Origin of the sequence: Arthrobacter sp. E44, from assembly GCF_041877125.1 — a bacterium.
GTDB lineage: Bacteria > Actinomycetota > Actinomycetes > Actinomycetales > Micrococcaceae > Arthrobacter.
On sequence record NZ_JBHDJA010000002.1, the window covers coordinates 263,589 to 287,648 of the forward strand.

Here is a 24,060-nt window from a genome sequence, read left to right on the forward strand (position 1 = left end):
CTTCGGGAGCGCCGCCGGAGCGATCAAGACGCCATTCACCGCTTAAAAAATGCCGCTCGCTGGCACTTCTGTGACGGGGCGCACAGAGGATGGGCGGCAAGCACTAGGCTTGGTTTCGGAACAGCTCTTTGCGGTATGTCCGTCCCGGCTGGAGCCCAGCGCCGTGCGAGCGGCGGGCCCTGCGGTGGCGGTATCCCGCGCGGCAAAGATCGATGAATGATGAGGTTCACATGTCCCAGGACACTCCCAGCTCCACCGCCACCGTTCCGTCCGCTTCCGACCAGCCGGCAGGCCAGCAGGGCCACCAGGGCGACGCCTTCGAAAACCTGCTGAGCGAGACGCGGGCCTTCCCGCCCAGCCCGGAATTCGCAGCGGACGCCGTTGTCACCGCAGCAGAGTACGGCGAAGCCAGTACTGACCGGCCCGCCTTCTGGGCCAAGAAGGCACGGGAGCTGCTGACCTGGAGCAAGGACTTCACCCAGGCACTGGACTGGTCCGATCCACCGTTCGCCAAGTGGTTTGTCGGCGGTGAGCTTAACGCCGCCTACAACGCCCTGGACCGGCACGTCGAAGCCGGCAAAGGCGACCGGGTTGCCATCTACTTCGAGGGCGAGCCCGGGGACACCCGGACGTATACCTACGCGCAGCTGACGGAAGAGGTGAAGAAGGCAGCCAACGCCTTCGAATCCCTGGGCGTGGCCAAGGGCGACCGGGTGGCGGTATACCTTCCCATGATCCCGGAGGCCGTCATCACGCTGCTGGCCTGCGCCCGGATCGGCGCGGTCCACTCGGTGGTGTTCGGCGGTTTCTCCGCCGAGGCCCTGCGTTCCCGGATCGACGACGCCGAGGCCAAGCTCGTTGTCACCGCAGACGGCACCTACCGCCGCGGCAAGCCGAGCCCGCTGAAGTCGGCCGTGGATGACGCCCTGGCGCACGATGGCCACACGGTGCAGAACGTGGTGGTGGTCAAGCGCAACGGCCAGGACGTGGATTGGAAGGAAGGCCGGGACCACTGGTGGGCCGACACCGTGGAGACCGCGTCCGCCGAGCACAGCGCCGTGGGCCATGACTCCGAGCACCCGCTGTACATCCTTTACACCTCCGGTACCACCGGCAAACCCAAGGGCATCCTGCACACCACCGGCGGCTACCTCACGCAGACCGCCTACACCCACAGGGCGGTCTTTGACCTGCACCCGGAAACGGACGTGTACTGGTGCACGGCCGACGTCGGCTGGGTCACCGGGCACTCCTACGTCGCCTATGCGCCGCTCATCAACGGCGCCACCCAGGTGATGTACGAAGGCACCCCGGACTCCCCGCACCAGGGCCGCTGGTGGGAGATCGTGGAAAAGTACAAGGTCTCCATCCTTTACACCGCCCCCACCGCTATCCGCACCTTCATGAAGTGGGGCTCGGAGATTCCGGCGAAGTACGATCTCTCCTCGCTCCGCGTGCTGGGCTCGGTGGGCGAACCGATCAACCCCGAGGCCTGGATGTGGTACCGCAAGGTCATCGGCGGCGACAAAGCCCCCATCGTGGATACCTGGTGGCAGACCGAAACCGGAGCCCAGATGATCGCCCCGCTGCCCGGCGTCACGGCCACCAAGCCCGGATCGGCGCAGGTGCCGTTGCCCGGCATCGCCGTGGACGTGGTCGACGAAATGGGCGAATCGGTGCCCAACGGGCACGGCGGCTTCCTGGTGATCCGGGAACCGTGGCCCTCCATGCTCCGCGGCATCTGGGGTGACCCGGAGCGGTTCAAGGACACCTACTGGTCGCGGTTCGAGAACATGTACTTTGCCGGGGACGGTGCCAAGAAGGACGAGGACGGCGACATCTGGCTGCTCGGGCGCGTGGACGACGTCATGAACGTCTCCGGGCACCGGCTCTCCACCACTGAGATCGAATCGGCACTGGTGAGCCACCCCGCCGTGGCGGAGGCCGCCGTCGTGGGTGCCACGGACGAAACCACCGGCCAGGCCGTCGTCGCGTTCGTCATCCTCCGCGGTGACGCCGTGAACAACGGCGACGCCACCGTCCAGGAACTGCGCAACCATGTGGGGAAGGAGATCGGACCCATCGCCAAGCCCAAGAACATCCTGGTGGTGCCCGAACTGCCCAAGACCCGCTCCGGGAAGATCATGCGCCGCCTCCTCAAGGACGTCGCAGAGGGCCGCGACCCGGGTGATGCCACTACCCTGTCCGACCCGACGATCATGCAGCAGATCGCCCAGTCGCTCAGAAAGTAACACAGGCTTAGTACCTGTCCCCCATGCTGCAGGATGGCCCTGCTTCCCTGTTATTACAGGGAAGCAGGGCCATTTCGCTGTTGTGACGATTCAAAGGGCATCGACACCCAAAGTGTTATTTACCGTTGTTCCATGTTCTCTTTTGCGAGGTTATAGTCGGAGCTAATGTGAGGTGCCTCACATGCGGCTAGTACTCAAGGGAGAGACCATGGCTTCACAGTTTGATGCGTCGGCAACTGCTTTCCCCAGCAGGCGGACCATCCTCAAGACCGTCGGTGTGGGCGCAATGGGCCTGGCCGGCATCCCGTTCCTCGCGGCCTGCACCGGCGGAAGCGCTCCGTCCGGCACAGGTTCCGACTCTTCCGGCCTCACGTTCGGTTCAGGTTCCTCGGACGACGTCCCCAAGCGGGCGTACCAGGCGGTCACCGATGCTTTCACAGCCAAGACCGGCAAAAAGGTCACCACCAACGTGGTGCCCCACAACGACTTCCAGAACAAGATCAATTCCTACCTGCAGGGCTCTCCCGACGACGCCTTCACCTGGTTCGCCGGCTACCGGATGCAGTACTACGCGGGCAAGGGCCTCCTCGCTCCCATTGATGATGTCTGGCAGACCATTGGCGGCAACTACTCCGATGCGCTGAAGAAGGCATCCACGGGGCCGGACGGCAAGATGTACTTCGTCCCCAACTACAACTACCCATGGGGCTTCTTCTACCGGAAGAGCCTGTGGGCGGAGAAGGGGTACCAGGTGCCGGCCACCTTTGATGCGCTCAAGGCCCTGGCAACGAAAATGCAGGCAGACGGCATCATTCCCATCGGTTTTGCCGACAAGGACGGTTGGCCCGCCATGGGCACCTTCGACTACATCAATATGCGGCTCAACGGCTACCAGTTCCATGTGGACCTCTGCGCACACAAGGAATCCTGGGACCAGCAGAAAGTAACGTCCGTCTTCGACACCTGGAAGGCGCTACTGCCCTTCCAGGATCCCGCCGCCCTCGGCCAAACATGGCAGGACGCGGCCAAGGCGCTGGAAGCCAAGAAGACCGGCATGTACCTGCTGGGCTCCTTCGTCACCCAGCAGTTCACCGACCCGGCGGTGCTGTCGGACATCGACTTCTTCCCCTTCCCGGAGATCGCCATGGAGGGCCGGGACGCAGTCGAAGCCCCCATTGACGGCCTGCTGCTGTCCAAGAAAGGCGGGGACAACAAGGCGGCCCGCGACTTCATGGCATTCATGGGCACGCCCGAGGCCCAGGACGCCTATGCCAAGGTCGATAACTCGAACATCGCCACCGCCAAGGGTGCAGACACCTCGAAGTTCACACCCCTCAACAAGACATGCGCAGACACCATCAAGAACGCCAAATACATCAGCCAGTTCTTCGACCGCGACGCGTTGCCGGCCATGGCCAACAACGTGATGATCCCGGCGCTGCAGAGCTTCATCAAGGACGGCAGCGTGGACGTCAAGAACCTTGAGGCCCAGGCCAAGAACCTCTACGCAGCGCAGTAGCCCCGCCAAAGGAAGGACGACGGCGGCACGGGGCTCCCGCCGTCGTCCTGCCTCCTGCATTCAACAGCAAGGAAAGACACGCCATGAGCAGCACCGCACGAGAACTGATTCCGCCGGAGGCGCGGGAGCCGGCCGCACCTGCCCGCCGGGCCAAAGGCGGCCGCGTCCGCCGCCTGTCCGGACGCGACAAAGTGGTCCTGTCCCTGATGGTGGGCATCCCCACGCTGATTGAACTGGCGATGGTTTGGCTGCCCATGCTGATGTCGGTGGGGCTCAGCTTCACCCGGTGGAACGGCCTGGACCTGGCGGACATCCGCCCGGCGGGGACCGCAAACTACCAGTTCATCGCCCAGGACTACCCCCCGTTCTGGCCGGCTGTTCAACACAACATGCTGTGGCTGCTGTTTTTGGCCCTCATCGCCACGCCCCTGGGCCTGCTGCTCGCGGTGCTGCTGGACCAGAACATCCGCGGAAGCAAGATCTACCAAAGCATCTTCTTCGCACCCGTCATGCTGTCGCTAGCCCTGATCGGCATCATCTGGCAGCTCTTCTACCAGCGGGACAACGGCCTGCTCAACTTCCTCCTGGGCACTGCCGGCACGCCGCAGGCCGTTGACTGGTTCGGCGATTCGTCGGTCAATATCTGGGCGGCCATGATTGCGGCCACGTGGCGCCACGCCGGCTACGTCATGTTGCTCTACCTGGCAGGCCTGAAGGGCGTGGACCCCAGCCTCAAGGAGGCCGCAGCCATTGACGGCGCCTCCGCCGTGCAGACCTTCTTCCGGGTGGTTTTCCCGGCCATGCGGCCCATCAACATCGTGATTGTCGTGATCACCATCATCGAGTCCCTCCGCGCCTTCGACGTCGTCTATGTGATCAACCGCGGCACCAACGGCCTGGAAATGCTCAGCGCCCTGGTGATCCAGAACCTCGTGGGCGAAGGCCAGGTGATCGGCGTCGGCTCCGCCCTCGCTGTGGTGCTGCTGGTCATTTCACTCGTTCCCATCGTCTTCTACCTCAGCCGCACCTTTGGCAAGGAGAACCAAGCATGAGCATCGCCACAGCCCGCGCCAACGGGTCTTCCGCAGAAGCCACCGGCCGGTCCGGAAGCCGCCCCAAGCGCCATTACGGGACGCACATCTTCCTGGTGGTGATGGCCGCCGTCTGGCTGGTTCCCTTGGGCTGGTCCGTCTTCACCGCACTGCGGCCGGTGGCGTCCACCAACGAGCACGGCTATTTCAGCGTTGCCGGCGAGTTCAACTTCGACAACTTCGTCCAGGCCTGGACGCAGGGAGGTTTTGCCACCTACTTCTGGAATTCCGTCATCATCACCGTGCCTGCGGTCCTGCTGACCCTGTTCCTCGCCTCGCTCATGGCCTTCGCCGTCAGCCGCGTCAGCTGGAAATTCAACATCACCCTGCTGATCATGTTCACCGCGGGAAACCTGCTGCCCCCACAGGTTCTCGCTGCGCCCCTGTTCGAGATGGCCAAGCACTTCCAGGTGCCCTACTCCTTCAGCGATTCCGGCAACATGCTCAACACCTACATCATCGTCATCGCGGTGGACACGGCGTTCCAGATGGGGTTCTGCACCTTCGTGCTCTCGAATTACATGAGGGCCCTTTCCGCCGACCTCACCGAGGCGGCATTGGTGGACGGTGCCAGCATCTGGCGGCAGTACCGCGAGATCATCCTGCCGCTGTGCCGCCCGGCGTTCGCCGCGCTGGGCACCCTGGAAGTCATCTTCATCTACAACGACTACTTCTGGCCCCTCCTGTTCATCCAGAGCGGCAACCGGCTCCCCATCACCACCGCCATCAACAACCTGCAGGGCCAGTTCCTGAACAACTACAACCTCCTGGCGGCAGGAGCGGTGATCACCGTTATCCCCACGTTGATCATCTACCTGCTCCTCCAGCGGCAGTTTGTTGCGGGGCTGACTCTCGGTTCCAGCAAGGGATAGACCATTATGGAACAAGACGGAACATAGCTTTCCGGCTCGAGCAGCACGAAAGGACCCCCATGCTCCCTGCCGCACGCCATCAGGCCATCGTGGACGTTGTCCGGCGCGAACGGGTTGTCCGTGTCTCAGACCTGGCCCAGCAGCTGGGTGTTTCACTGATGACCGTCCGCCGGGACATCGAGTTGCTGGAAGAAGGCGGGAAGCTGGAGCGCATCCACGGCGGGGCCAAGCTTCCCGGCGATGCCAGCACCCATGAACCCGGGTTCGAACTGAAGTCCACGCAGTTGACGCTGGAAAAGCGCGCCATAGCCGTAGAGGCGGCCGCTTTGGTCCAGGAAGGGATGGCTGTTGGCCTAAGTGCCGGAACCACTACATGGGCGCTCGCCAAGGAACTGGTCGATGGCCCCCGGATCACCGTGGTGACCAACTCGGTGAGGATCGCAGACCTCTTCCACCACGCTGCTTCCTCTGGCTCAGCCCGCCAGTCGTCAACCGTCATTCTCGTGGGCGGCGAGCGCACGCCGTCGGACGCCCTGGTGGGCCCAATCGCAACGGGCGCACTCAAGCAACTGCACCTGGATGTCCTGTTCCTGGGCGTCCACGGGATGGATGCCGATGCCGGGTTCACCACGCCCAACCTGCTGGAGGCCGAAACGGACCGTGCGTTCGTGGCGGCTGCGCGGAAAACAGTGGTGCTGGCTGACCACACCAAGTGGGGCATGCTGGGGATCAGCTCCATCGCCGCCTTGGATGACGTGGACGAGGTCATCAGCGACGCCGGGCTCAGCACCGAGGCGCGCCGGGTACTCGGCGAACGGGCCAAACTGCGGGTGGTCCCTGCCTAGGGCTTCTTCACGGCTTCGCCTGATCTGAGCCGCCATCCCACCCCGGAATCAAAGGTCCCGGAACGGGGCGTGCCCGCGATGTCCACAGTGAGCTGTCCGAACGACGACAGGGCATCGGAGGTTGGGAACCAGCGCCGGCCGGCGGGCACGAGAATGAGGAGCCCGTCATGGTTCCCCATCGCATGGAAGCTTTGCCCGTCGCCGGCGAAAGACTGAATCCCGAACGCATCCCCTATCTCCTGTATGGAGCGTGCGACATCCGGCACGGCAAGCCCTACTTCGCTGATACATACGAGGCTTGCGCCGGAAAACGGCGCGGAGGAAGCGTTGTCCAACTGCTGCCGGGAGATTAATTCCAAAATCATCCGGTCCGGGCCTTCGAAGTAGACCGACTCCGATTCCCAGGGCTCCCCCAGCTGAAACTCGTCATTTCCATTGAGGCTTATGACCCTGGTTCTGCCAGACAGCCAGCGCTTCCCGTCTGCCAACCGGTTGGCCGGAATGGTGAAAGCCAAATGGTTGCTGCCTTCAGAGGCATTGCCTTCGAAGAACTCAAGCAGGCTGGAGCCAACCTCGACGACCACCGTTTCCTTGGATTGCCGGACCGGAAGACCAAGAACGTCACGGTAGAAAACTGCGCTGCCTTCAAGATCAGGGGAAGGCATCCGAATGCTTTTGAGATGCATTGTTTCTCGCTCCTGTTATTCAGTGCTGACGCACATTTGACCTTCCGGCCCAAATTCGCGGCTGTTCAGCTCCACTGCAGTTCTGACGCGATGGATAGCACTGGGGCAATCACTCTCGGCCGGACAGGCGTTTGGCGGCATGGTGGTTCTCGCGTCCGTTGGTTTCATCCTGTTCCGGAACCAGAGCGGGGATGCGCCCCGAAAGGTCAGGCAGAACCGCGCCACTGGATCGCTGTCTCAAGGACCCGCGGCGTGCCCGGAAGCCCCTTGAGCTGGGCAAGGACGAGCTCAGCAGCGGCACTCCCCAGCAGATCCGCGGGCTGGCGGACTGTGGAGAGCTGCGGGCGGCAGCGCAGGGCCCAACTGCTGTCATCGAACCCGACAACGCCCACATCTTCGGGCACCCTTCGGCCGGCCTCCTGCAGCGCGGTCATTGCGCCCGCAGCCACGGCATCGGAGGCGGCGAAGACTCCATCGATGTCCGGCGCCCGCCGCAGCAACTCCTGCATTCCATCGAAGCCTGCGGCATAGGTGTACAGGGGATACTCAACAACCAGGTCGGGATTGAAGCGTCCGCCCAGTGCAGCGCGAAAGCCTGCCACGCGGTCCTTCCCGGAATCGCGGTCCAATGCGCTGGCGATCATACCTACCTGTTTGCGCCCAGTTTCGAGCAACCTTCCGGTGATGTTGCGGGCGGCCTCCACATTGTCGATGGCGGCGTAGGGCAACTCGGGAGTCCCCTCCGGATGCCCCACAAAAGCGGCCGGCAAGCCGATCTCCGCCACGGCCGCCGCAATCGGATCGGAGGCGCGGGCCGAGATGATGACGGCACCATCAACCAGGCCGCCCCGCAGGTAATCAGCCACCCGGCGGCTGTCACGGTCCGAGTCAATGATCAGCGAAACCAGTTGATAGTCAGCCTTGGACAGGACCTCGTTGGCCCCCAGCAGGATGGAGCCGATGTTCGGATCTTCAAACAACAGCGAGTGTGGTTCGTGGATGATCAGCCCGATGGCCCGGGACTCCTGGGTGACCAGGTTCCGGGCGGCGCTGTTCCGGACGTACCCAACCCGGGCAATGGCTTGCTCCACCGCCTGCCTGGCCTCGTCCGACACATATTTTTCCCCGTTCATAACACGTGAAACGGTCCCCCTGGAAAGCCCGGCAGCGTCCGCCACATCGTTGATGGTGGCGCGGCGGGCACGGGTGCGTGTCAGCGACATATTTGTACTGTAGCCGAGTCTGCAGGAAGGGATGTCCTGCCGCACGCATTGACACCCCTCGCGCCGATGCGTACTCTGGGAACGTTCCCAGATGATCTACATCACTCGCTGCATTGCTTCTCTGGGAACGTTCACAGAAATCGTTGAGACAACAGCGTCCAGGAGTCCGGGTCTGCCCCGGTCTTGCACGTCTGCTGCAAGCCGAAGGAGCAGGGTTGAGCACCACCAGAACGCCGGTTGCCGGGCTGTCCCCGAGCGGACAACTCGTTTACGGCTGCGACTACAACCCCGAGCAGTGGGACAACACCGTATGGCAGGAAGACGTCCGCCTCATGAAACAGGCCGGCGTAAATCTCGTCGCCGTCAATATTTTTGGCTGGGCAGAACTGGAATCAACCGAGGGCATCTTTACGTTCGACCGCCTTGACGAGATCCTGGACCTGCTCCACGCCAACGGCATTGGCGTCAACCTGGGGACGGGAACAGCCTCCACACCGGCCTGGCTCACAGCGCTTCACCCGGACATCCTCCCCCAGTCGGCATCGGGAACCCGCGCCTGGCCCGGCGGGCGCCAGGCCTGGTGCCCCAGTTCCCCGCACTACCGCGAATACGCCCTCCGGCTGGTCACCGAGGTGGTGCGCAGGTACGGCGCCCATCCGGCCGTCAGGCTGTGGCACGTCTCCAACGAACTCGGTTGCCACAACGCACTGTGCTACTGCGACGTCTCCGCCGAGGCTTTCCGCGGCTGGCTGGTCACCCGGTACGGGACCCTCGAGTCGCTCAACAGCGCCTGGGGCACCGCCTTCTGGTCACAGCGGTACTCGGACTGGAGCCAAATCCTGCCGCCCCGCACCACTGTTTCCACCAGCAACCCGACCCAGGTACTGGACTTTCACCGCTTCAGCTCGGATGAACTGCTGGGTTACTACCAGTCCGAAGCCGAGGTCCTGAGGCGGCACAGCGACGTTCCCGTCACCACCAATTTCATGGTCGCCGCCCACATCCGCAACCAGGATTACTGGTCATGGGCACCGCATATGGACGTCATTGCCAATGACCATTACCTCGACCACCGGCTTGAAGACCCCACCATCGAACTGGCCTTTGCCGCCGACGCGACCAGGGGCCTCGCCCAGGGCCGGCCGTGGTTGCTCATGGAGCACTCAACGTCGGCCGTGAACTGGCAGCCCCGCAACATTGCCAAAAACCCTGGCGAGATGCTCCGCAACTCACTTGCCCACCTGGCCCGCGGCGCCGATGGGCTCTGCTTCTTCCAGTGGCGCGCTTCAGTCCAGGGCAGTGAAAAGTTCCACTCCGCAATGCTTCCCCACGCAGGAACGGATTCCCGGATCTGGAAGGAGGTGGTGGAACTCGGCGGCATACTGGAGCAGCTTGCCGAGGTAGCCGGTTCGACAGTCACGGCGGAGGCGGCCCTAATGTTCAGCTGGGAAGCGTGGTGGGCCTACGACCAGGAGTCCCACCCATCTTCAGACGTTCGGTACCTGGACCAGGTGCACGCGATGTACAAGGCACTGTGGGACGCGGGCATCACGGTAGACATCGTGGCCCCCGGCGCCGACATTTCCGGCTACAAACTCGTGGTGGTGCCCGGCTTGTACCTCGTCCGGGACAAGGAGTCAGCAGCGCTTGCGCACTACGTCAGCAGCGGCGGCCATGCCATCGTTACCTATTTCAGCGGCATTGTGGACGAAAACGAAAAGGTGTTGGCCGGCGGCTATCCCGGCGCCTTCCGGCAACTGCTCGGCATCCGGACGGAGGAATTCATCCCCCTGGCCCCGGGACAGGCCAGGACCCTCGACAACGGTGCTGATGCCTCCCTGTGGACCGAAGCGTTGCGGCTGGAGGGAGCGGAGGCAATAGCCTCCTTCAACGATGGGCCCCTCGCCGGCACGGCCGCCGTCACCCGCAACCAGCACGGGTCCGGAACGGCGTGGTACCTGGCGACGGCGCTGGACCAGGCATCACTTCGCCACATCGTGTCCGAGGCTGCTGCCGGCGCTGGAGTGGTTGCCTATGAGTCAGCCCCAGGGCTTGAAGTCGTGGTCCGGGCAGGCCTTGACCACGACTACACCTTCCTGATCAACCACACCGAAGAAGAGCACAAGTACGCGGCCCGCGGCCACGAACTGATCGCCGGCGAAGAAGTCGCCACCGCCGTCGCCATTCCTGCGGGCGCCGTGAGGGTTGTCCGCACCGCCACATCAGCTCCCCCGACTACTGGCCAGAACACCGGCCAGAAAGATGATGAACGTGACTAGACCCATTACCGCGCCGGCAACGGCCACCGGAGTGCCGATGCCCCGGAAGTCCAAAACCACAGGCGCCCAGCGCCGCGCCGTCCTCCTGTTCGTTGCGCCATTCGGCGTCCTTTTCCTTGCCTTCTATGCGGTTCCGATCATTTTTGCCGTGGTGCAGTCGCTGCTCACCGTTGAACGCAAGGGAACATTCGGACCTCCCCAGCAGGTCTTCGGCGGGCTGGTCCAATACCAGCAGGTGTTCCAGAACAGTGAATTCTGGGAGTCTGTGGGGCGGGTACTGCTCTTCGGAGTGGTCCAGGTGCCCGTCATGCTTGGCCTTGCACTCCTCTTCGCCCTGCTGCTCGACTCGCCCCTCCTGAAGGGGAAGAAGTTCTTCCGGCTGGCGTTTTTCGCCCCTTATGCCGTCCCCGGCGTCATCGCAGCGATCATGTGGGGCTTCCTCTATTCGCCGTCGCTTTCCCCTTTTGATGCCGTTACCTCGCAGGTCAACTTCCTCTCGGCAGACCTGGTCCTGTGGGCAGTGGCAAATATTGTGACCTGGGTATACGTCGGCTACAACATGCTGATCATCTACTCGTCCCTGCTGGCAATCCCAACGGAGATCTACGAAGCGGCCCGACTGGACGGTGCCAGCAACTTCCAGATCGCCTGGCGCATCAAGATCCCCCTCGTGGTGCCGGCCATCATCCTCACCGGCGTGTTTTCCATCATCGGAACGCTCCAGCTCCTGGCGGAACCGCAGACCCTGCGCAGTTTCAGCACGGCCATCAGCAGCACCTTCACTCCCAACCTCGCCGTTTACACAACAGCATCAGTCCCGAACTACAGCCTGGCTGCCGCATTCTCGGTGGTGCTTGCGTTGGCAACATTCGTTCTTTCCTTCGTCTTCCTCAAGGCAACCCAGCGGAAGGTTTCCCAGTGAGCGCAGCAACGGCCATGACCACAAAAAAGCCGGCCACCACGGCAACCACACCCCGGGGACCCCGGCACAGCATCATGTCCCGGGGAGCGGCCATGCTCATCATGGGCGTCTTCACGCTCTACTTTCTGACCCCCATCTGGTGGCTGCTGGTCTCCTCCTCCAAGACCGGCGGGGACATCACAGGCACGGCACCGCTGTGGTTCACCGCGGACTCCATCCCCACCTTCTTCGCCAACCTGGGCAACCTGTTCACCTACAGCGACGGCGTGTTCGGGCGCTGGTTGGCCAACAGCGCCCTCTACGCGGGGCTGGGCGCCCTGGTTGGTACCGTCATTGCCGCCATGTGCGGCTATGCCCTGGCCAAGTATGAGTTCCGTGGCCGTGAGGCCATCTTCAACGTCGTGCTCAGCGGGGTGCTGGTGCCCGCAACTGCACTCGCCCTCCCGCTGTTCCTGATCTTCAGCCAGGTGAAACTGACCAATACCCTTTGGGCAGTGTTCCTGCCCAGCCTGGTCAGCCCCTTCGGCGTCTACCTTGCCCGGATCTACGCGGCGGCAAGCGTCCCCACGGAGCTGCTGGAGGCTGCACGCCTCGATGGTTCATCTGAGGCCAGGACCTTCTTCACGGTTTCCACCCGCCTTATGGCTCCTGCCCTGGTGACCATCTTCCTGTTCCAGTTCGTAGCCATCTGGAACAACTTCTTCCTGCCCCTGATCATGCTGCGGGACCAGACACTGTTTCCGGTCACGCTGGGCCTGTATGCGTGGAACAGCCAGATCAGCCAGATTCCGGAGCTCCGGGTCCTGGTGATCGTCGGCGCTCTGGTGTCGATCCTCCCGCTGATCGCAACGTTCCTCGGGCTGCAGCGCTTCTGGAGCAGCGGCCTGGGCGCCGGAAGCGTCAAATAGCCCACAAAATTTTCCCCCCACAACCCGTCCCGCGGCCCACTGCCCCGGTACACCCACCCCACTAATAAGGAATAGAAATGCGCGTGCGTTACGGAAAAGCCACTGCCGCCTTTGCCATAGTCTCGGCGCTGTCCCTTGCGGGCTGCTCAAGCGGCGAAAGCACCTCTGCTGCCCAGGACACCACCTCCTGCAAGCCCTCCTCCGGACCGGTTGAGTTGTCCTTCACCACCTGGGTGCCTGGCATGGACAAGGTGGTGGACCTCTGGAACAAGGACCATCCTGACATCAAGGTAAAGGTCCAGACCGGGCCCAACGGCAACTCGGGCACGTACCAAAACTTCTTCAACCAGCTACAGGCGGGCAACGCCCCCGACCTGGGGCAGATCGAATACGACGCACTCCCCAACTTCCGTGTGCAGGACGGACTGGCGAACATCGCCGGCTGCGAGGGAGTGGCAGAAGCCAAGGACAAGTTCGTGGACTGGACCTGGGGCCAGGTCACCTTCAACGAGGACAAGGCCGTCTATGCCATCCCGCAGGACAGCGGTCCGATGGCGATGTTCTACCGGGCAGACCTCTTCAAGGAGGCGGGCATCAAGGTCCCCACCACCTGGGACGAATACGCTGCGGCAGCTGAGCAGATCAAGGCCCGCGGCTCCTACATCACCAACTTCCCCCGCAGCGACGTCAACTGGTTTGCCGGCAACGTATGGCAGGCGGGCGGACAGTGGTTCTCCAACACCGATGACAAGTGGGAGGTAAACCTGACCGGCAAGGAGTCCGCGAAGGTGGCCGACTACTGGCAGAAGCTGCTCGAAAAGGGCGAGGTATCCACGCTTCCCTCCTTCTCCGATGAGTGGAACGCCTCCTTCAACAAAGGCCAGCAGTGGACCTGGGTCTCTGCGGTCTGGGGCGCGTCCACCCTGGCAAGCGGAGCCCCCGACACCGCGGGCAAGTGGGCAGTTGCGCCCATGCCGCAGTGGGAGGCCGGCGGAAAGGCTGCGGGCAACTGGGGCGGTTCCTCGACTGCAGTCCTCAAGGGCTCCAAGCACCCGTACGAGGCAGCCAAATTCGCGCTGTGGCTGAACACGGATCCTGAGGCGCTGGCGCTGGCCAACAAGCTCGGCGGCCTCTACCCCGCGGCCAAATCGGCCAAGGACCTGGGCGCCTTCTCCGGCGGCGTGGACTACTTCGGTGGCCAGAAGATCTACGACGTTTTCGCAGAGGCCTCGTCAAACGTGAATCCGAACTTCACCTGGGGCCCCACCATGACCAAAACCTACACCGATGTGTCGGATGGTTTCGGCAAGGCGGCCGGCGGCAGCGGCACGCTCCTGGATGCACTTAAAAACGGCCAGCAGAAGACCGTCGATGCCCTGAAGGCGCAGTCCATCCCCGTCAAGGAATAACGAGCTGGAGGCACAGCCTCGACACAACTCCTGACAACAGAGGCCACCATCCCCGCGCCGCGGGGATGGTGGCCTTTGTTGTCAGACGGCGTTCAGGGGCACCCGCACGACTGCCGGACGTGGAGCTTTGTGGGAAATATTCTGTGCTTTGGCTTCCCGCCGCGCTTGGCTTCCACCAGGGCCTGCACGGCGGCTTCCGCCATCGCAGCCACGGGCTGCTCCATAGTGGTCAGGGGCGGCCACGAATATTCGGATTCAATGGAACCGTCGAAGGACGCGACGGCGATCTCACCCGGCACGGCCAGGCCCGCCTCATGAATGGCGCGGAGCAGGCCCACCGCCTGGGTGTCCGAGGTTGCGAATATCGCCGTGGGCCTGTTGATCGAGGCCAGCAGCCGTTGGCCGGCCGAATAGCCGCCGGGCCAGGTGAAGCCGCTGTATACGATGGGGCCCTCCGGCAGGCCTGCCTCCTGGAGCGCCTGGCGCCAACCCACCTCGCGGCCGTCCAGGCTGCCGGAAACGTTGGTGCCCATCGCCAGACCGATATTGGTGTGCCCATGACCGATCAGATGGTTCACTGCGATCCTGGCCCCTGCTGCGAGGTCCACACCGATGCTGTTGAAGCCCGGGGCATCGCGTTCCTGGTTCAGCAGCACGGCCGGGATGTCCGCCGTTTCCAGCGCTTCCAGGTCAGGTTCGAAAAGGACACTTGCCAGCAGCACGCCGTCCACCTGGCGGGCGGCGAGGTTGCGGATGTTCCGCCGCTCCTTGGACAGGTTCCCGTCGGAGTTGCTGAGCACCAGGGCGTAGCCCAGATCCGCGGCAGCGTCCTCAACAGCATGGGCCAGGAGGGAAAAGAAGGGGTTCGTGTTGTCCGGGATGATGAGCCCCAGCGTCTCGCTTGAACCCAGCTTGAGCGCCCGGGCGGCGGCGTTGGGACGGTAGCCAAGGACGCGGATGGCGTCCTGGACCTTGGCTTCCGTTGCCGGTGCCACTTTCTTGGGCCCGCCATTGACAACGTAGCTGACGACGGCGGTGCTGACGCCGGCATAACGCGCAACGTCCTTGCGGGTTACGGGGCCGCCGCGGGAGGCCTGCGCGGGCGGGGAGGTCATAGTGTCCATGCTAACTGCTGGTACCGGGCGCATCACCGAAGTCACGGATGGGAAGCCGTACGCCGTTTTGAAGTGCTGACTGGTGGGCCACGATGCCAGGCAGGGTGTAACGGGCCGCCACCCAAGCATTGACCGGCGGCAGGGTGCCGGTGTTCACGGCCGTGACAAAGTCGTCCACCAGGAAGTGGTGGCTGCCTTCATGTCCGTTGGGTGCGCCGCGGAACTCCTCCGGGAGCCGTTCTGCGTCGTGGACGGGCGAGAGTCCGGAGACGAAGGCGTCGCGAAGCTCCGGGGCCACGTTTGCCAGGGAGGGGTCGTCCAGGGACATGCTGGGACGGGTCTCCATCTGCTCGGAGATGTCATGGACGTTTTGTTTGTCCTGCCAGACCGTAACCTTGGCAAGCTGTTCGAAGCTCGCCTCCGTGCCGAAGAACCTGAAGCGGGACTCACGGATATGGGAGGGATAGCCCACGCGGCGCATCTCGTTGGTTCGCATCACGCCGCCGTCGTTCAGTTCGAACAGTGCGGTGGCGTTGGAAAAGTCGTTGCCGAACATACTGATGTCCCTGTTGAAGACGCCGTCGTTCCGGTCGTCGCGGACTCCAACGCAGCTGACGCTGACGGCGTGTCCTGGAATGGCACCCAGCACACCACCGATTGCGTGGGTGGGGTACAGCATCGGCGGGTAGCTGGCGGTCTCCTTCCACCGCTCACCCCCGCTGTACTGGTAGGCGTCGTAGAAGCCCAGGTCCATGTCATGGACGTAATCGCCCTCAGAGTAGAAGATCCGCCCGAACCTGCCGGCCGCCTGCTGTTCGCGGGCATACACCGTAGCGGGGTTGTAGTAGCTGGTCTCCCCCATCATGTACACCAAGCCGGTTTCCCGGACGGACTGGATGATGCGGGCGATCTCCTCTTCCGATACCGCCATGGGTACTGCTGAGTAGACGTGCTTGCCTGCCCGGAGCGCCTGTTCGACCAGCGGGCCGTGGGTCCAGCGCTGGGTGAAGATGGCAACGGCATCAACGTCGGAGGCGAGGAGCTCCGCGAAGTCCGCCTTGGCCCCTGCCAAGTGGTACCGCTCCACAGCCTCGGCCGCGCGCTCGGGCCGCTCGTCCACCACGAAGACGTCGCTGACGCCGGGGTGGAGGTTGAAAAGGTGCGCGAACTGTCCGCCGAACTGCCCAACGCCGAGTACGCCGATCGAAAACGCCATTGTCTGCCTTCCATTTGAAGTTTCTCTGAGTGTTTCATCACTATCTACTCGAGTCAATATCCATTTACTGGCGAAAACATCAAGAAAATCCACCTCAGAACGCCTCTTGCGATCCTCCTATCTACTCGTGTAGATTGCTGCCCAGCTTGTTACTTCCATCACACTCAGGAAAGGGTCGACGATGACCACCCTTACCAGGAACGCCAGCCGGACGGAGCACTCAGTGCACCGGCCCCTGAAGCGCAGGGGACAAAGCGACCTGAAGATCGCACTGCTCTTCATCGCCCCGGCCATGATCGGATTTATCGTTTTCTACCTGGTGCCCACCCTGCGGGGCATCTACCTCAGCTTCACCGAATACAGCATCCTCGGTGACCCAACATGGATTGGCACTGCCAACTATGAAGCCATCGCCAAGGACCCTCTGTTTTGGAACGCCCTGGCGGTCACCGCGCAGTACGTCCTGATCAACATCGTCCTGCAGACTGCCCTGGCACTCGGGCTGGCGCTGCTGATGCACCGGGTGGCCAAGTCAACCCTGATCCGCGGCGCACTCCTGTTGCCGTACCTCATGGCAAACGTGATCGCCGCCCTTCTCTGGTTCTGGCTCCTCGACTACCAGATCGGCATCGTCAATTACTTCATTGAGGCAGTCGGCCTGCCCAAGGTGGCATTCTTCGGCAGCGAGGAATGGGCCATCCCCACCCAGGCCCTGATCAACACCTGGCGGCACATGGGCTACACGGCACTGCTCCTCTTCGCCGGCCTGCAGGCCATCCCCAGCCACGTCTATGAAGTGGCCAACCTGGACGGCGCCTCCCCCTGGCAGACGTTCCGCAAAATCACCATGCCGCTGCTCCGGCCGGTGCTTGCGCTGGTGCTGATCGTCACCGTGATCGGCTCCTTCCAGGTGTTCGACACCGTAGCCGTAACCACCATGGGCGGCCCCGTCAACGCCAGCCGGGTGCTGCAGTTCTACATCTACCAAAAGGCCTTCACGGAATCGGACTTCGGCTACGGCTCCGCCCTGGCAGTCATCCTCTTCGTCATCCTCGCCCTGGTGGCCTTCATCCAGATGAAGTTCCTCAAGGGCAACGAATCAGACCTGGACTAAGGACACTTCCATGACCACCGCAAAAGTCTCCGCACCCGCCCGGGCAACCGCCCGCCGTCGGACGTTTACCTGGCGCCGCGGCGGCGCCTGGCTCCTCGTAGCCCTCGCCGTTGCCGTCTCGGTCCTCCCGTTCTACTGGATCCTCCGGACCGCGCTGTCCACCAACGGGGCCTTGGCCGGCAACGCCACCAACCTGCTCCCTGCAGACTTCAACCTCGGCGCATTCCAGCGCGTTTTCGGCCTGCAGTCCCCGGAAGAGGCCGTGGCCCAGGGCGGATCCGGTGCCCAGATCGACTTCTGGATCTACCTGCGCAACTCCGTCCTGTTCGCCTCCATCACCACTACCGGCGCCGTGTTCTTCAGCGCCATGGCCGCCTACGCGTTCGCCCGGCTGCGGTGGCGGGGACGGAACCTGGTCTTCAGCCTGTTCCTGGCCACCATGATGGTGCCACCGATCTTCACCGCGCTGCCCAACTTCCTGCTCATCAAGAACCTGGGCCTGCTCAACACCATGGTGGGACTGGTGCTCCCCTATATCTTCATGACCCCGTTCGCCATCTTCTTCCTCCGGCAGTTCTTCCTGAACATGTCCCGCGAGGTGGAGGAAGCGGCAATGCTCGACGGCGCCAAGCACCTTCGGATCTTCTTCCAGATCATCCTGCCAAACGCCGCAGCCCCCATCGCCACCCTTGCCCTGCTCACCTTCATCGGCCAGTGGAACGAATACTTCTGGCCCCTCCTGGTGGGCCAGGACGAATCCGTCCGGGTCCTCACGGTGGGCCTGGGCGTCTTCAAGTCGCAGTCGCCGCAGGGCGCCCCCGACTGGTCCGGACTCATGGCGGCCACCCTGGTATCCGCCCTTCCCGTGCTCATCCTGTTCGCCATCTTCGGCAAGAAAATCGTCAATTCCATCGGTTTCTCCGGCATCAAGTAGCAGTAACCCTCCCCACGCAATTCCCCAACACCCTGTCCCGGTACAGGCCATGGCGGCCTGCCCGGAAACACCTTGAAAGGACCTGTAATGAAAATGAACAAAAAAGCGCTCGGCTCCCTGGCAGCAGCCGCCGCAGTCCTGGCTCTCTCGGCCTGCGGTGGCGGCGGCGGCTCCGCCGAGGCCGGCAAGGGCGAAATCAACTATTGGCTCTGGGACGCCAACCAGCTGCCGGCGTACAAGCAGTGCGCTGACGACTTCCACAAGGCCAACCCGGACATCACCGTCAAGGTCACCCAGCGCGGCTGGGACGACTACTGGGGCACCCTCACCAACGGCTTCGTGGCCGGCACCGCCCCTGACGTCTTCACTGACCACCTGGGCAAGTACCCGGAATTCATCAAGAACAAGCAGCTGTTGGCACTGGATGACGCCGTCAAGAAGGACAACATCGACACCAGCGTCTACAACTCCGGCCTCGCCGACCTGTGGGTGGGACAGGACGGCAAGCGCTACGGACTGCCCAAGGACTGGGACACCATCGCGCTGTTCTACAACACCAAGCTCGCGGCCGACGCCGGCGTCACGCCTGAACAGATGGCCAGCCTCACCTGGAACCCCCAGGACGGCGGCACCTACGAAAAGACCATCGCCCACCTGACCGTGGACAAGAACGGCAAGCGCGGCGACGAACCCGGCTTCGACAAGAACAACGTGGCTGTCTACGGGCTGGGTCTCAACGGCTCCGGCTCCGGACAGGGCCAGACCGAGTGGAGCTACCTGACAGGCACCACCGACTGGACGCACACCGACAAGAACCCCTGGGGCAAGCACTTCAACTACGACGACCCCAAGTTCCAGCAGAGCATCGACTGGTTCGCCGGCCTGGTGGAAAAGGGCTACATGCCCAAGCTCGAAACCACGGTTGGCGCGAGCATGGCTGATACCTTTGCCGCCGGAAAGTCCGTCATCAACGCCAACGGCTCCTGGATGATCGGCCAGTACACCGGCTACAAGGACATCAAGGTGGGCATCGCCCCCACTCCCGTCGGAGTCAACGGCAAGCGCGCCAGCATGTACAACGGCCTGGCGGACTCCATCTACGCCGGCACCAAGAAGCCTGAAGCCGCCATCAAGTGGGTGGAGTACCTGGGCTCCGCCGCCTGCCAGGACGTGGTCGCCTCCAAGGCCGTCGTCTTCCCCGCCATCAAGACCTCTGCCGACAAGGCCGTTGAAGCCTTCAAGGCCAAGGGCGTGGACGTGACCCCCTTCAGCGAGCAGGTCAAGGACGGCACCACGTTCCTGTACCCGATTGCGGACAACGCCGCCAAGGTTGACGGCATCATGAAGCCGGCCATGGACTCGGTGGTGTCCGGCAAGGCACCAGCCAGCTCCCTCACCCAGGCCAACGACCAGGTCAACGCCCTGTTCAAGTAGCCCTCAGTATGTGGTTGCGTATGTGGTCGCAACCACCGGCCGGATGCCTCCGCTTCCTCCTCGCGGCGGCGGCATCCGGCCACCCCTTTCCCTTGCTTTCTCCCGTGCGTAACTTAAGATGCACCCCTTGAACACTGAAAGAGATCCTATGGAACCCCTCCACCTCCGTTCCGCCGGCACCAGCCTGGTGATTAGCTTCGACAGCGGGGAGGCCGAGGTCATCCACTGGGGTGCCGACTTGGGCGACGCCCTGCCGGACCTCGCGATCCTGGCCACGCCCGTGGGGCACTCCTCCATCGACGCCCGCGTCCCTGCCGGCCTCCTTCCCCAAGCCTCTTCCTCCTGGCGCGGCCGCCCGGCCCTGCGCGGCCACCGGATCAGCGAAGGCGCGGCCGGCCTTGACTTCTCCTCCCGCCTCCGCGTCACGTCCGTCAGCCCCGAAGGGGCCTCGGCCACCATTGAACACGCCGACGCCGACACCGGCATCGGCGTAACAACCTCCCTCACGCTGCACCCCGGCGGGCTGCTGGAACTGCGGCACACCGTCACCAACAACGGCACCACGCCCTTCCAGGTGGACGAACTGGCAACCGTCCTGCCCGTGGCGCCTGACGCCGTCGAACTTTTGGACCTGACCGGGCGCTGGTGCCGGGAACGCCACCCGCAGCGGCACCGGATCCAGCAGGGCACCTGGGTACGGACCGGACGGCACGGCCGCACCGGGCACGATTCCTCCCTGCTGTTCGCCGCCGGCACCCAAGGCTTCGGCAACCGGCACGGCAAGGTCTGGGCGACGCACCTGGCCTGGAGCGGCAACCACGAACAGTTTGCGGACACCATCGGTGACGGCCGGACCATGATCGGCGGCTCGGAACTCCTGGGCCCTGCCGAAGTCATCCTGGCAGCGGGCGGCAGCTACACCACGCCCGCCCTGTTCGCCGCCTACTCGGACCGGGGCCTGGACGGTATCACTGAAGCCTTCTACAGCTGGTTCCGCTCCCGCCCGCACCACGTGCTGCCCGCCGCAGCCACCGGGCTGCCCGCCGGCAAACCGCGCCCGGTGGTGCTGAATACCTGGGAGGCTGTGTACTTCGACCACAACCTGGACACCCTGATCGAGCTGGCCGACTCCGCCGCGGACCTCGGCGTGGAGCGCTTTGTGCTCGATGATGGCTGGTTCCGCGGGCGGCGCGACGACCGCGCAGGCCTGGGCGACTGGTATGTGGACGAGACGGTGTGGCCGGACGGCCTGGCGCCGCTGATTGACGCGGTCACCTCCCGCGGCATGGAGTTCGGCCTGTGGGTGGAACCGGAAATGGTCAACCTGGACTCGGACATCGCCCGGGCGCACCCCGAATGGATCGTGGGTCCCTCGGCCGCCGCGCACAAGGACGGCGGCCGGCTGCCGCTTGAGTGGCGCAACCAGCATGTCCTCGACCTGGTGAACCCCGAAGCCTGGCAGTACGTCTTTGACCGGATCGACGCCCTGCTGGCCGGCAACAACATCAGCTACCTGAAGTGGGACCAGAACCGGGACCTCACGGAACACGGCCACGGCGGCCGCGCTTCCGTCCACGAACAAACCCTTGCCGCCTACCGGCTGTTTGACGCACTCCGCAAGGCCCACCCCGGCGTCGAAATTGAAAGCTGCTCCTCCGGCGGCGCCAGGGTGGACCTGGGCATCCTGGAGCGGACGGACCGGATCTGGGCGTCGGACTGCAACGACGCGCTGGAGCGGCAGACCATCCAGCGCTGGACGGAGGCCGTGGTTCCGCCGGAACTCGTGGGCAGCCACATCGGGCCCACCACCTCGCACACCACCGCCCGCACCCACGACCTGTCCTTCCGTGGCATCACGGCACTGTTCGGCCACTTCGGGATGGAATGGGACGTGCGCAGCGTGCAGGGCAAGGAGCGCGAGGAGCTGCGGCGCATCGTGGCCCTGTACAAGGAGCACCGGGACCTGATCCACAGCGGCCGTGCCGTCCATGCGGACGTTGCGGACGATTCCTTCCTGCTGCACGGCGTGGTGGCGGACAGCTCCGTGGCGGCAGGGACGACGGCGGCCCTGTTCACCCTGGTCAGCACGCGTACCTCGGCTGCCGAGCAGCCGGGGCGGATGGGCATTCCGGGACTCGATGATGCGCGCAGCTACCGCGTGGAGGCGGTCTTCCCCACCGCAGAGGACGCCGACTACCGCCACACGTTCACCCAGGCCCAGCCGCCGGCATGGCTGGCTGAGGGTGCGGTGGCCAGCGGCAGGTTCCTTGCCGAAGTCGGCCTGCCGATGCCCATCCTGAACCCGGAGCACGCGCTGCTGCTGAAGGTCACAGCCCTCTAACAGCCTTCATCACCGTCGATTGCTGAGTACTTGTCGTTTACAGGCCTGAAAACGACAAGTACTCAGCAACCGATGGGAGGGAGTTGCGTAAGAATGCGCGGCGGGCCGGGCCACCCGATAGATTTGCAGGCATGACTGAAGCCTCCTCCACTGTCGAAGCCGGCCGCGGCACCATCCTGGTCATCAACGGCCCCAACCTGAACCTCCTCGGAACCCGTGAGCCGGAGAAGTACGGCACCTCAACCCTTGCCGACGTGGAACAGCTGGCAGCGGCCGCTGCCAAGGCGCACGGATTCGCGGTGGAATGCCTCCAGTCCAACCACGAGGGCGTCCTGCTGGACGCCATCCACGCAGCCCGGGGCACCGCCGCGGGCATCGTCCTGAACGCCGGCGCCTTCACGCACACCTCCGTGGCACTCCGTGACGCCCTGGCAGCCGTCCAGCTTCCCGCCGTCGAGGTTCACATCACCAACGTCCACCAGCGCGAGGAATTCCGGCACCACTCCTACCTGTCGCCGGTCTGCGCGGCAGTGATCGTGGGTGCGGGTGTGTTCGGCTACAAGCTGGCCATCGACTACCTGGCCGAGGTCCTCTGACCGCCAGGTCCTACTGCTGGATGCCCTGCCCTACTTCTGGATGCACTGTCCGGAGGAAACCGGTGAGGACAGTCCCGGCGCCTGCTCTGCCACAGGCTCCAGGTCATTCATGGTGATGGCGAACCCTACTTCGGCATCCGAGGTTGCCTTGGCGAACACCACCCCGGCCACCTGGCCGTCGGTGGTGAGCAGCGGGCCGCCCGAATTTCCGGGCTGCACGTCCCCGGCCAGGCGGTAGATGTCCTCCGGCGAGGGGTTGTTGCCGTAAATGTCCGGGACCAGGACGGTGGCGATGTCCTGGACGGTGGCAGGCTTGGACTGGAAGGGACCGCCGTGCGGGTACCCCGCGAATGCAGCCTGGCTGCCGCCGGGCAGGTCGCGGCTAAGCGGCAGCGGCCGGGAGGGCAGGTTATCCACTGCCAGGACTGCCAGGTCGTGCTTGGTGTCGAAGTAGACCACCCGGCCGGGCATGGCACCGCCGTCGGGCATTTCCACCACGGGCTGCGAGACGCCGGCCACCACGTGCGCGTTGGTCACCACGCGGTCATCGGAGACCACGAAGCCGCTGCCGGTCTGGTTCTGGCCGCATTCGTAGGCCGTGCCCGCAATCCTCAGGACGGACTGGGCAGCCTTGTTGAGCGCCGGCGTGTTGGTGCTCGTGTTGGGCACCTGGACCGCCTGGCCCTGGTCCAGCCCTTCAATCAACGTGGGAATGCCGTTGCCGATCACAGTGGAACGCAGCTGCGCCATGGTGGCCTTGACCGGCGTGGGAGTGAGCCCGTCGATGAAGCGGATCACCTTGGATGCGGCCAACTGCTGGGACACAACAGGCACGCCGAGGGAGCTGACGCTGAATGCCAGCATGGACATCACCAGCGCGGCGACCACAAGGTTCAGCGCCCCGCCCACCAGGCGGTCCACCGCGCGCAGCGGCCGGATCCGAACCACGCCGCGCAGTTGCCGGCCCACCATGGTCCCCAGGCCGTGTCCCAGTGCCATGAGTACGACGGCGGCAGCAATGATGGCGGTGAGCCGCCATCCTGAATCCTCAACGAAGGTGCTGACGAGGGGGACGGCGAAGAAGGCTGCGATGGCGCCGGCAGCAAAGCCCACGAGGCCGCCGACCGTGACCAGGAACCCGTTGCGGAGGCCGTAGATCAGGTATGACAGCAGCGCCAGGATCAGGACAATGTCCAGGACAGTCAGGCCGACCACAAAGGCTCCTTATTAACAGTTGAACCTCCATTCTAGTGGGGGGTGGCTGACAATCTTCTGTGGCCTGCCGCCCCCTCCGGCGGACCGGC

Annotated in this window: 19 protein-coding genes; 14 read left to right on the forward strand and 5 right to left on the reverse strand. The window is 64.0% G+C overall.

The annotated features are described in order from the left end of the window. Positions 1–230 precede the first annotated feature (230 nt). From acs to ACETK3_RS03380, 5 genes are all read left to right on the forward strand, one after another. Positions 231–2,252 (forward strand): acetate--CoA ligase, encoded by a 2,022-nt coding sequence (gene acs / locus ACETK3_RS03360; protein WP_373992547.1) that lies wholly within the window; start codon positions 231–233, stop codon positions 2,250–2,252. 208 nt (positions 2,253–2,460) lie between these two features. After that, complete coding sequence (locus ACETK3_RS03365) at positions 2,461–3,771, forward strand: ABC transporter substrate-binding protein (RefSeq protein WP_236799579.1); 1,311 nt, start codon at positions 2,461–2,463, stop codon at positions 3,769–3,771. An 83-nt stretch (positions 3,772–3,854) separates the two neighbouring features. After that, positions 3,855–4,823, forward strand: coding sequence for a carbohydrate ABC transporter permease (locus tag ACETK3_RS03370; RefSeq protein ID WP_373992519.1), 969 nt, complete (start codon positions 3,855–3,857; stop codon positions 4,821–4,823). Next, positions 4,820–5,734 (forward strand): carbohydrate ABC transporter permease, encoded by a 915-nt coding sequence (locus tag ACETK3_RS03375; RefSeq protein WP_373992520.1) that lies wholly within the window; start codon positions 4,820–4,822, stop codon positions 5,732–5,734. Before ACETK3_RS03370 ends, ACETK3_RS03375 begins: the two co-directional genes overlap by 4 nt. A 59-nt stretch (positions 5,735–5,793) precedes the next feature. Continuing rightward, entirely contained in the window at positions 5,794–6,579 is a 786-nt protein-coding gene (locus ACETK3_RS03380) for a DeoR/GlpR family DNA-binding transcription regulator (RefSeq protein ID WP_373992521.1), read from the forward strand. On the opposite strand, the gene ACETK3_RS03385 is transcribed toward ACETK3_RS03380, so the two are convergent. Then, entirely contained in the window at positions 6,576–7,265 is a 690-nt protein-coding gene (locus ACETK3_RS03385; protein WP_373992522.1) for a hypothetical protein, read from the reverse strand. The genes ACETK3_RS03380 and ACETK3_RS03385 overlap by 4 nt on opposite strands. A 206-nt stretch (positions 7,266–7,471) precedes the next feature. Then, the gene (locus tag ACETK3_RS03390; RefSeq protein WP_373992523.1) at positions 7,472–8,488 is read right to left on the reverse strand and encodes a LacI family DNA-binding transcriptional regulator; all 1,017 of its coding nucleotides are present in this window, start codon (positions 8,486–8,488) and stop codon (positions 7,472–7,474) included. A 215-nt stretch (positions 8,489–8,703) separates the two neighbouring features. On the opposite strand from ACETK3_RS03390, the gene ACETK3_RS03395 reads away from it, so the two are divergent. From ACETK3_RS03395 to ACETK3_RS03410, 4 genes are all read left to right on the forward strand, one after another. After that, entirely contained in the window at positions 8,704–10,767 is a 2,064-nt protein-coding gene (locus tag ACETK3_RS03395) for a beta-galactosidase (protein WP_373992524.1), read from the forward strand. Continuing rightward, on the forward strand, positions 10,754–11,689 hold the full coding sequence (locus ACETK3_RS03400; RefSeq protein ID WP_373462132.1) for a carbohydrate ABC transporter permease: 936 nt from the start codon (positions 10,754–10,756) through the stop codon (positions 11,687–11,689). Before ACETK3_RS03395 ends, ACETK3_RS03400 begins: the two co-directional genes overlap by 14 nt. A 74-nt stretch (positions 11,690–11,763) precedes the next feature. Continuing rightward, positions 11,764–12,597, forward strand: a complete 834-nt coding sequence (locus ACETK3_RS03405) for a carbohydrate ABC transporter permease (RefSeq protein ID WP_373462131.1) — start codon at positions 11,764–11,766, stop codon at positions 12,595–12,597. 77 nt (positions 12,598–12,674) lie between these two features. Continuing rightward, positions 12,675–14,006, forward strand: coding sequence for an ABC transporter substrate-binding protein (locus ACETK3_RS03410; protein WP_373992525.1), 1,332 nt, complete (start codon positions 12,675–12,677; stop codon positions 14,004–14,006). Positions 14,007–14,098: 92 nt separating this feature from the next. Here ACETK3_RS03410 and ACETK3_RS03415 read toward each other — a convergent pair whose 3' ends face one another. Both ACETK3_RS03415 and ACETK3_RS03420 read right to left on the reverse strand, forming a co-directional pair. Further along, positions 14,099–15,121 carry a LacI family DNA-binding transcriptional regulator gene (locus ACETK3_RS03415; RefSeq protein ID WP_236799587.1) on the reverse strand — a complete coding sequence of 341 codons (1,023 nt, stop codon included), beginning with the start codon at positions 15,119–15,121 and terminating at the stop codon, positions 14,099–14,101. A gap of 10 nt (positions 15,122–15,131) precedes the next feature. Next, entirely contained in the window at positions 15,132–16,337 is a 1,206-nt protein-coding gene (locus tag ACETK3_RS03420; protein ID WP_236799588.1) for a Gfo/Idh/MocA family protein, read from the reverse strand. Between the two features lie 181 nt (positions 16,338–16,518). On the opposite strand from ACETK3_RS03420, the gene ACETK3_RS03425 reads away from it, so the two are divergent. The 5 genes from ACETK3_RS03425 to aroQ all read left to right on the forward strand — a co-directional run bounded on the left by ACETK3_RS03425 (position 16,519) and on the right by aroQ (position 22,756). Further along, entirely contained in the window at positions 16,519–17,451 is a 933-nt protein-coding gene (locus ACETK3_RS03425; RefSeq protein WP_306968009.1) for a carbohydrate ABC transporter permease, read from the forward strand. A gap of 10 nt (positions 17,452–17,461) precedes the next feature. Next, entirely contained in the window at positions 17,462–18,385 is a 924-nt protein-coding gene (locus ACETK3_RS03430) for a carbohydrate ABC transporter permease (protein WP_236799590.1), read from the forward strand. A gap of 93 nt (positions 18,386–18,478) precedes the next feature. Beyond that, positions 18,479–19,819, forward strand: coding sequence for a sugar ABC transporter substrate-binding protein (locus tag ACETK3_RS03435; RefSeq protein WP_306968157.1), 1,341 nt, complete (start codon positions 18,479–18,481; stop codon positions 19,817–19,819). Positions 19,820–19,967: 148 nt separating this feature from the next. Beyond that, positions 19,968–22,160, forward strand: coding sequence for an alpha-galactosidase (locus ACETK3_RS03440; protein WP_373992526.1), 2,193 nt, complete (start codon positions 19,968–19,970; stop codon positions 22,158–22,160). A gap of 131 nt (positions 22,161–22,291) precedes the next feature. After that, positions 22,292–22,756 carry a type II 3-dehydroquinate dehydratase gene (gene aroQ / locus ACETK3_RS03445; protein WP_236799592.1) on the forward strand — a complete coding sequence of 155 codons (465 nt, stop codon included), beginning with the start codon at positions 22,292–22,294 and terminating at the stop codon, positions 22,754–22,756. 30 nt (positions 22,757–22,786) lie between these two features. Here the strand turns inward: aroQ and ACETK3_RS03450 are convergent, their stop codons facing one another. Next, the gene (locus tag ACETK3_RS03450; RefSeq protein WP_373992527.1) at positions 22,787–23,971 is read right to left on the reverse strand and encodes a MarP family serine protease; all 1,185 of its coding nucleotides are present in this window, start codon (positions 23,969–23,971) and stop codon (positions 22,787–22,789) included. Positions 23,972–24,060: the final 89 nt, after the last annotated feature.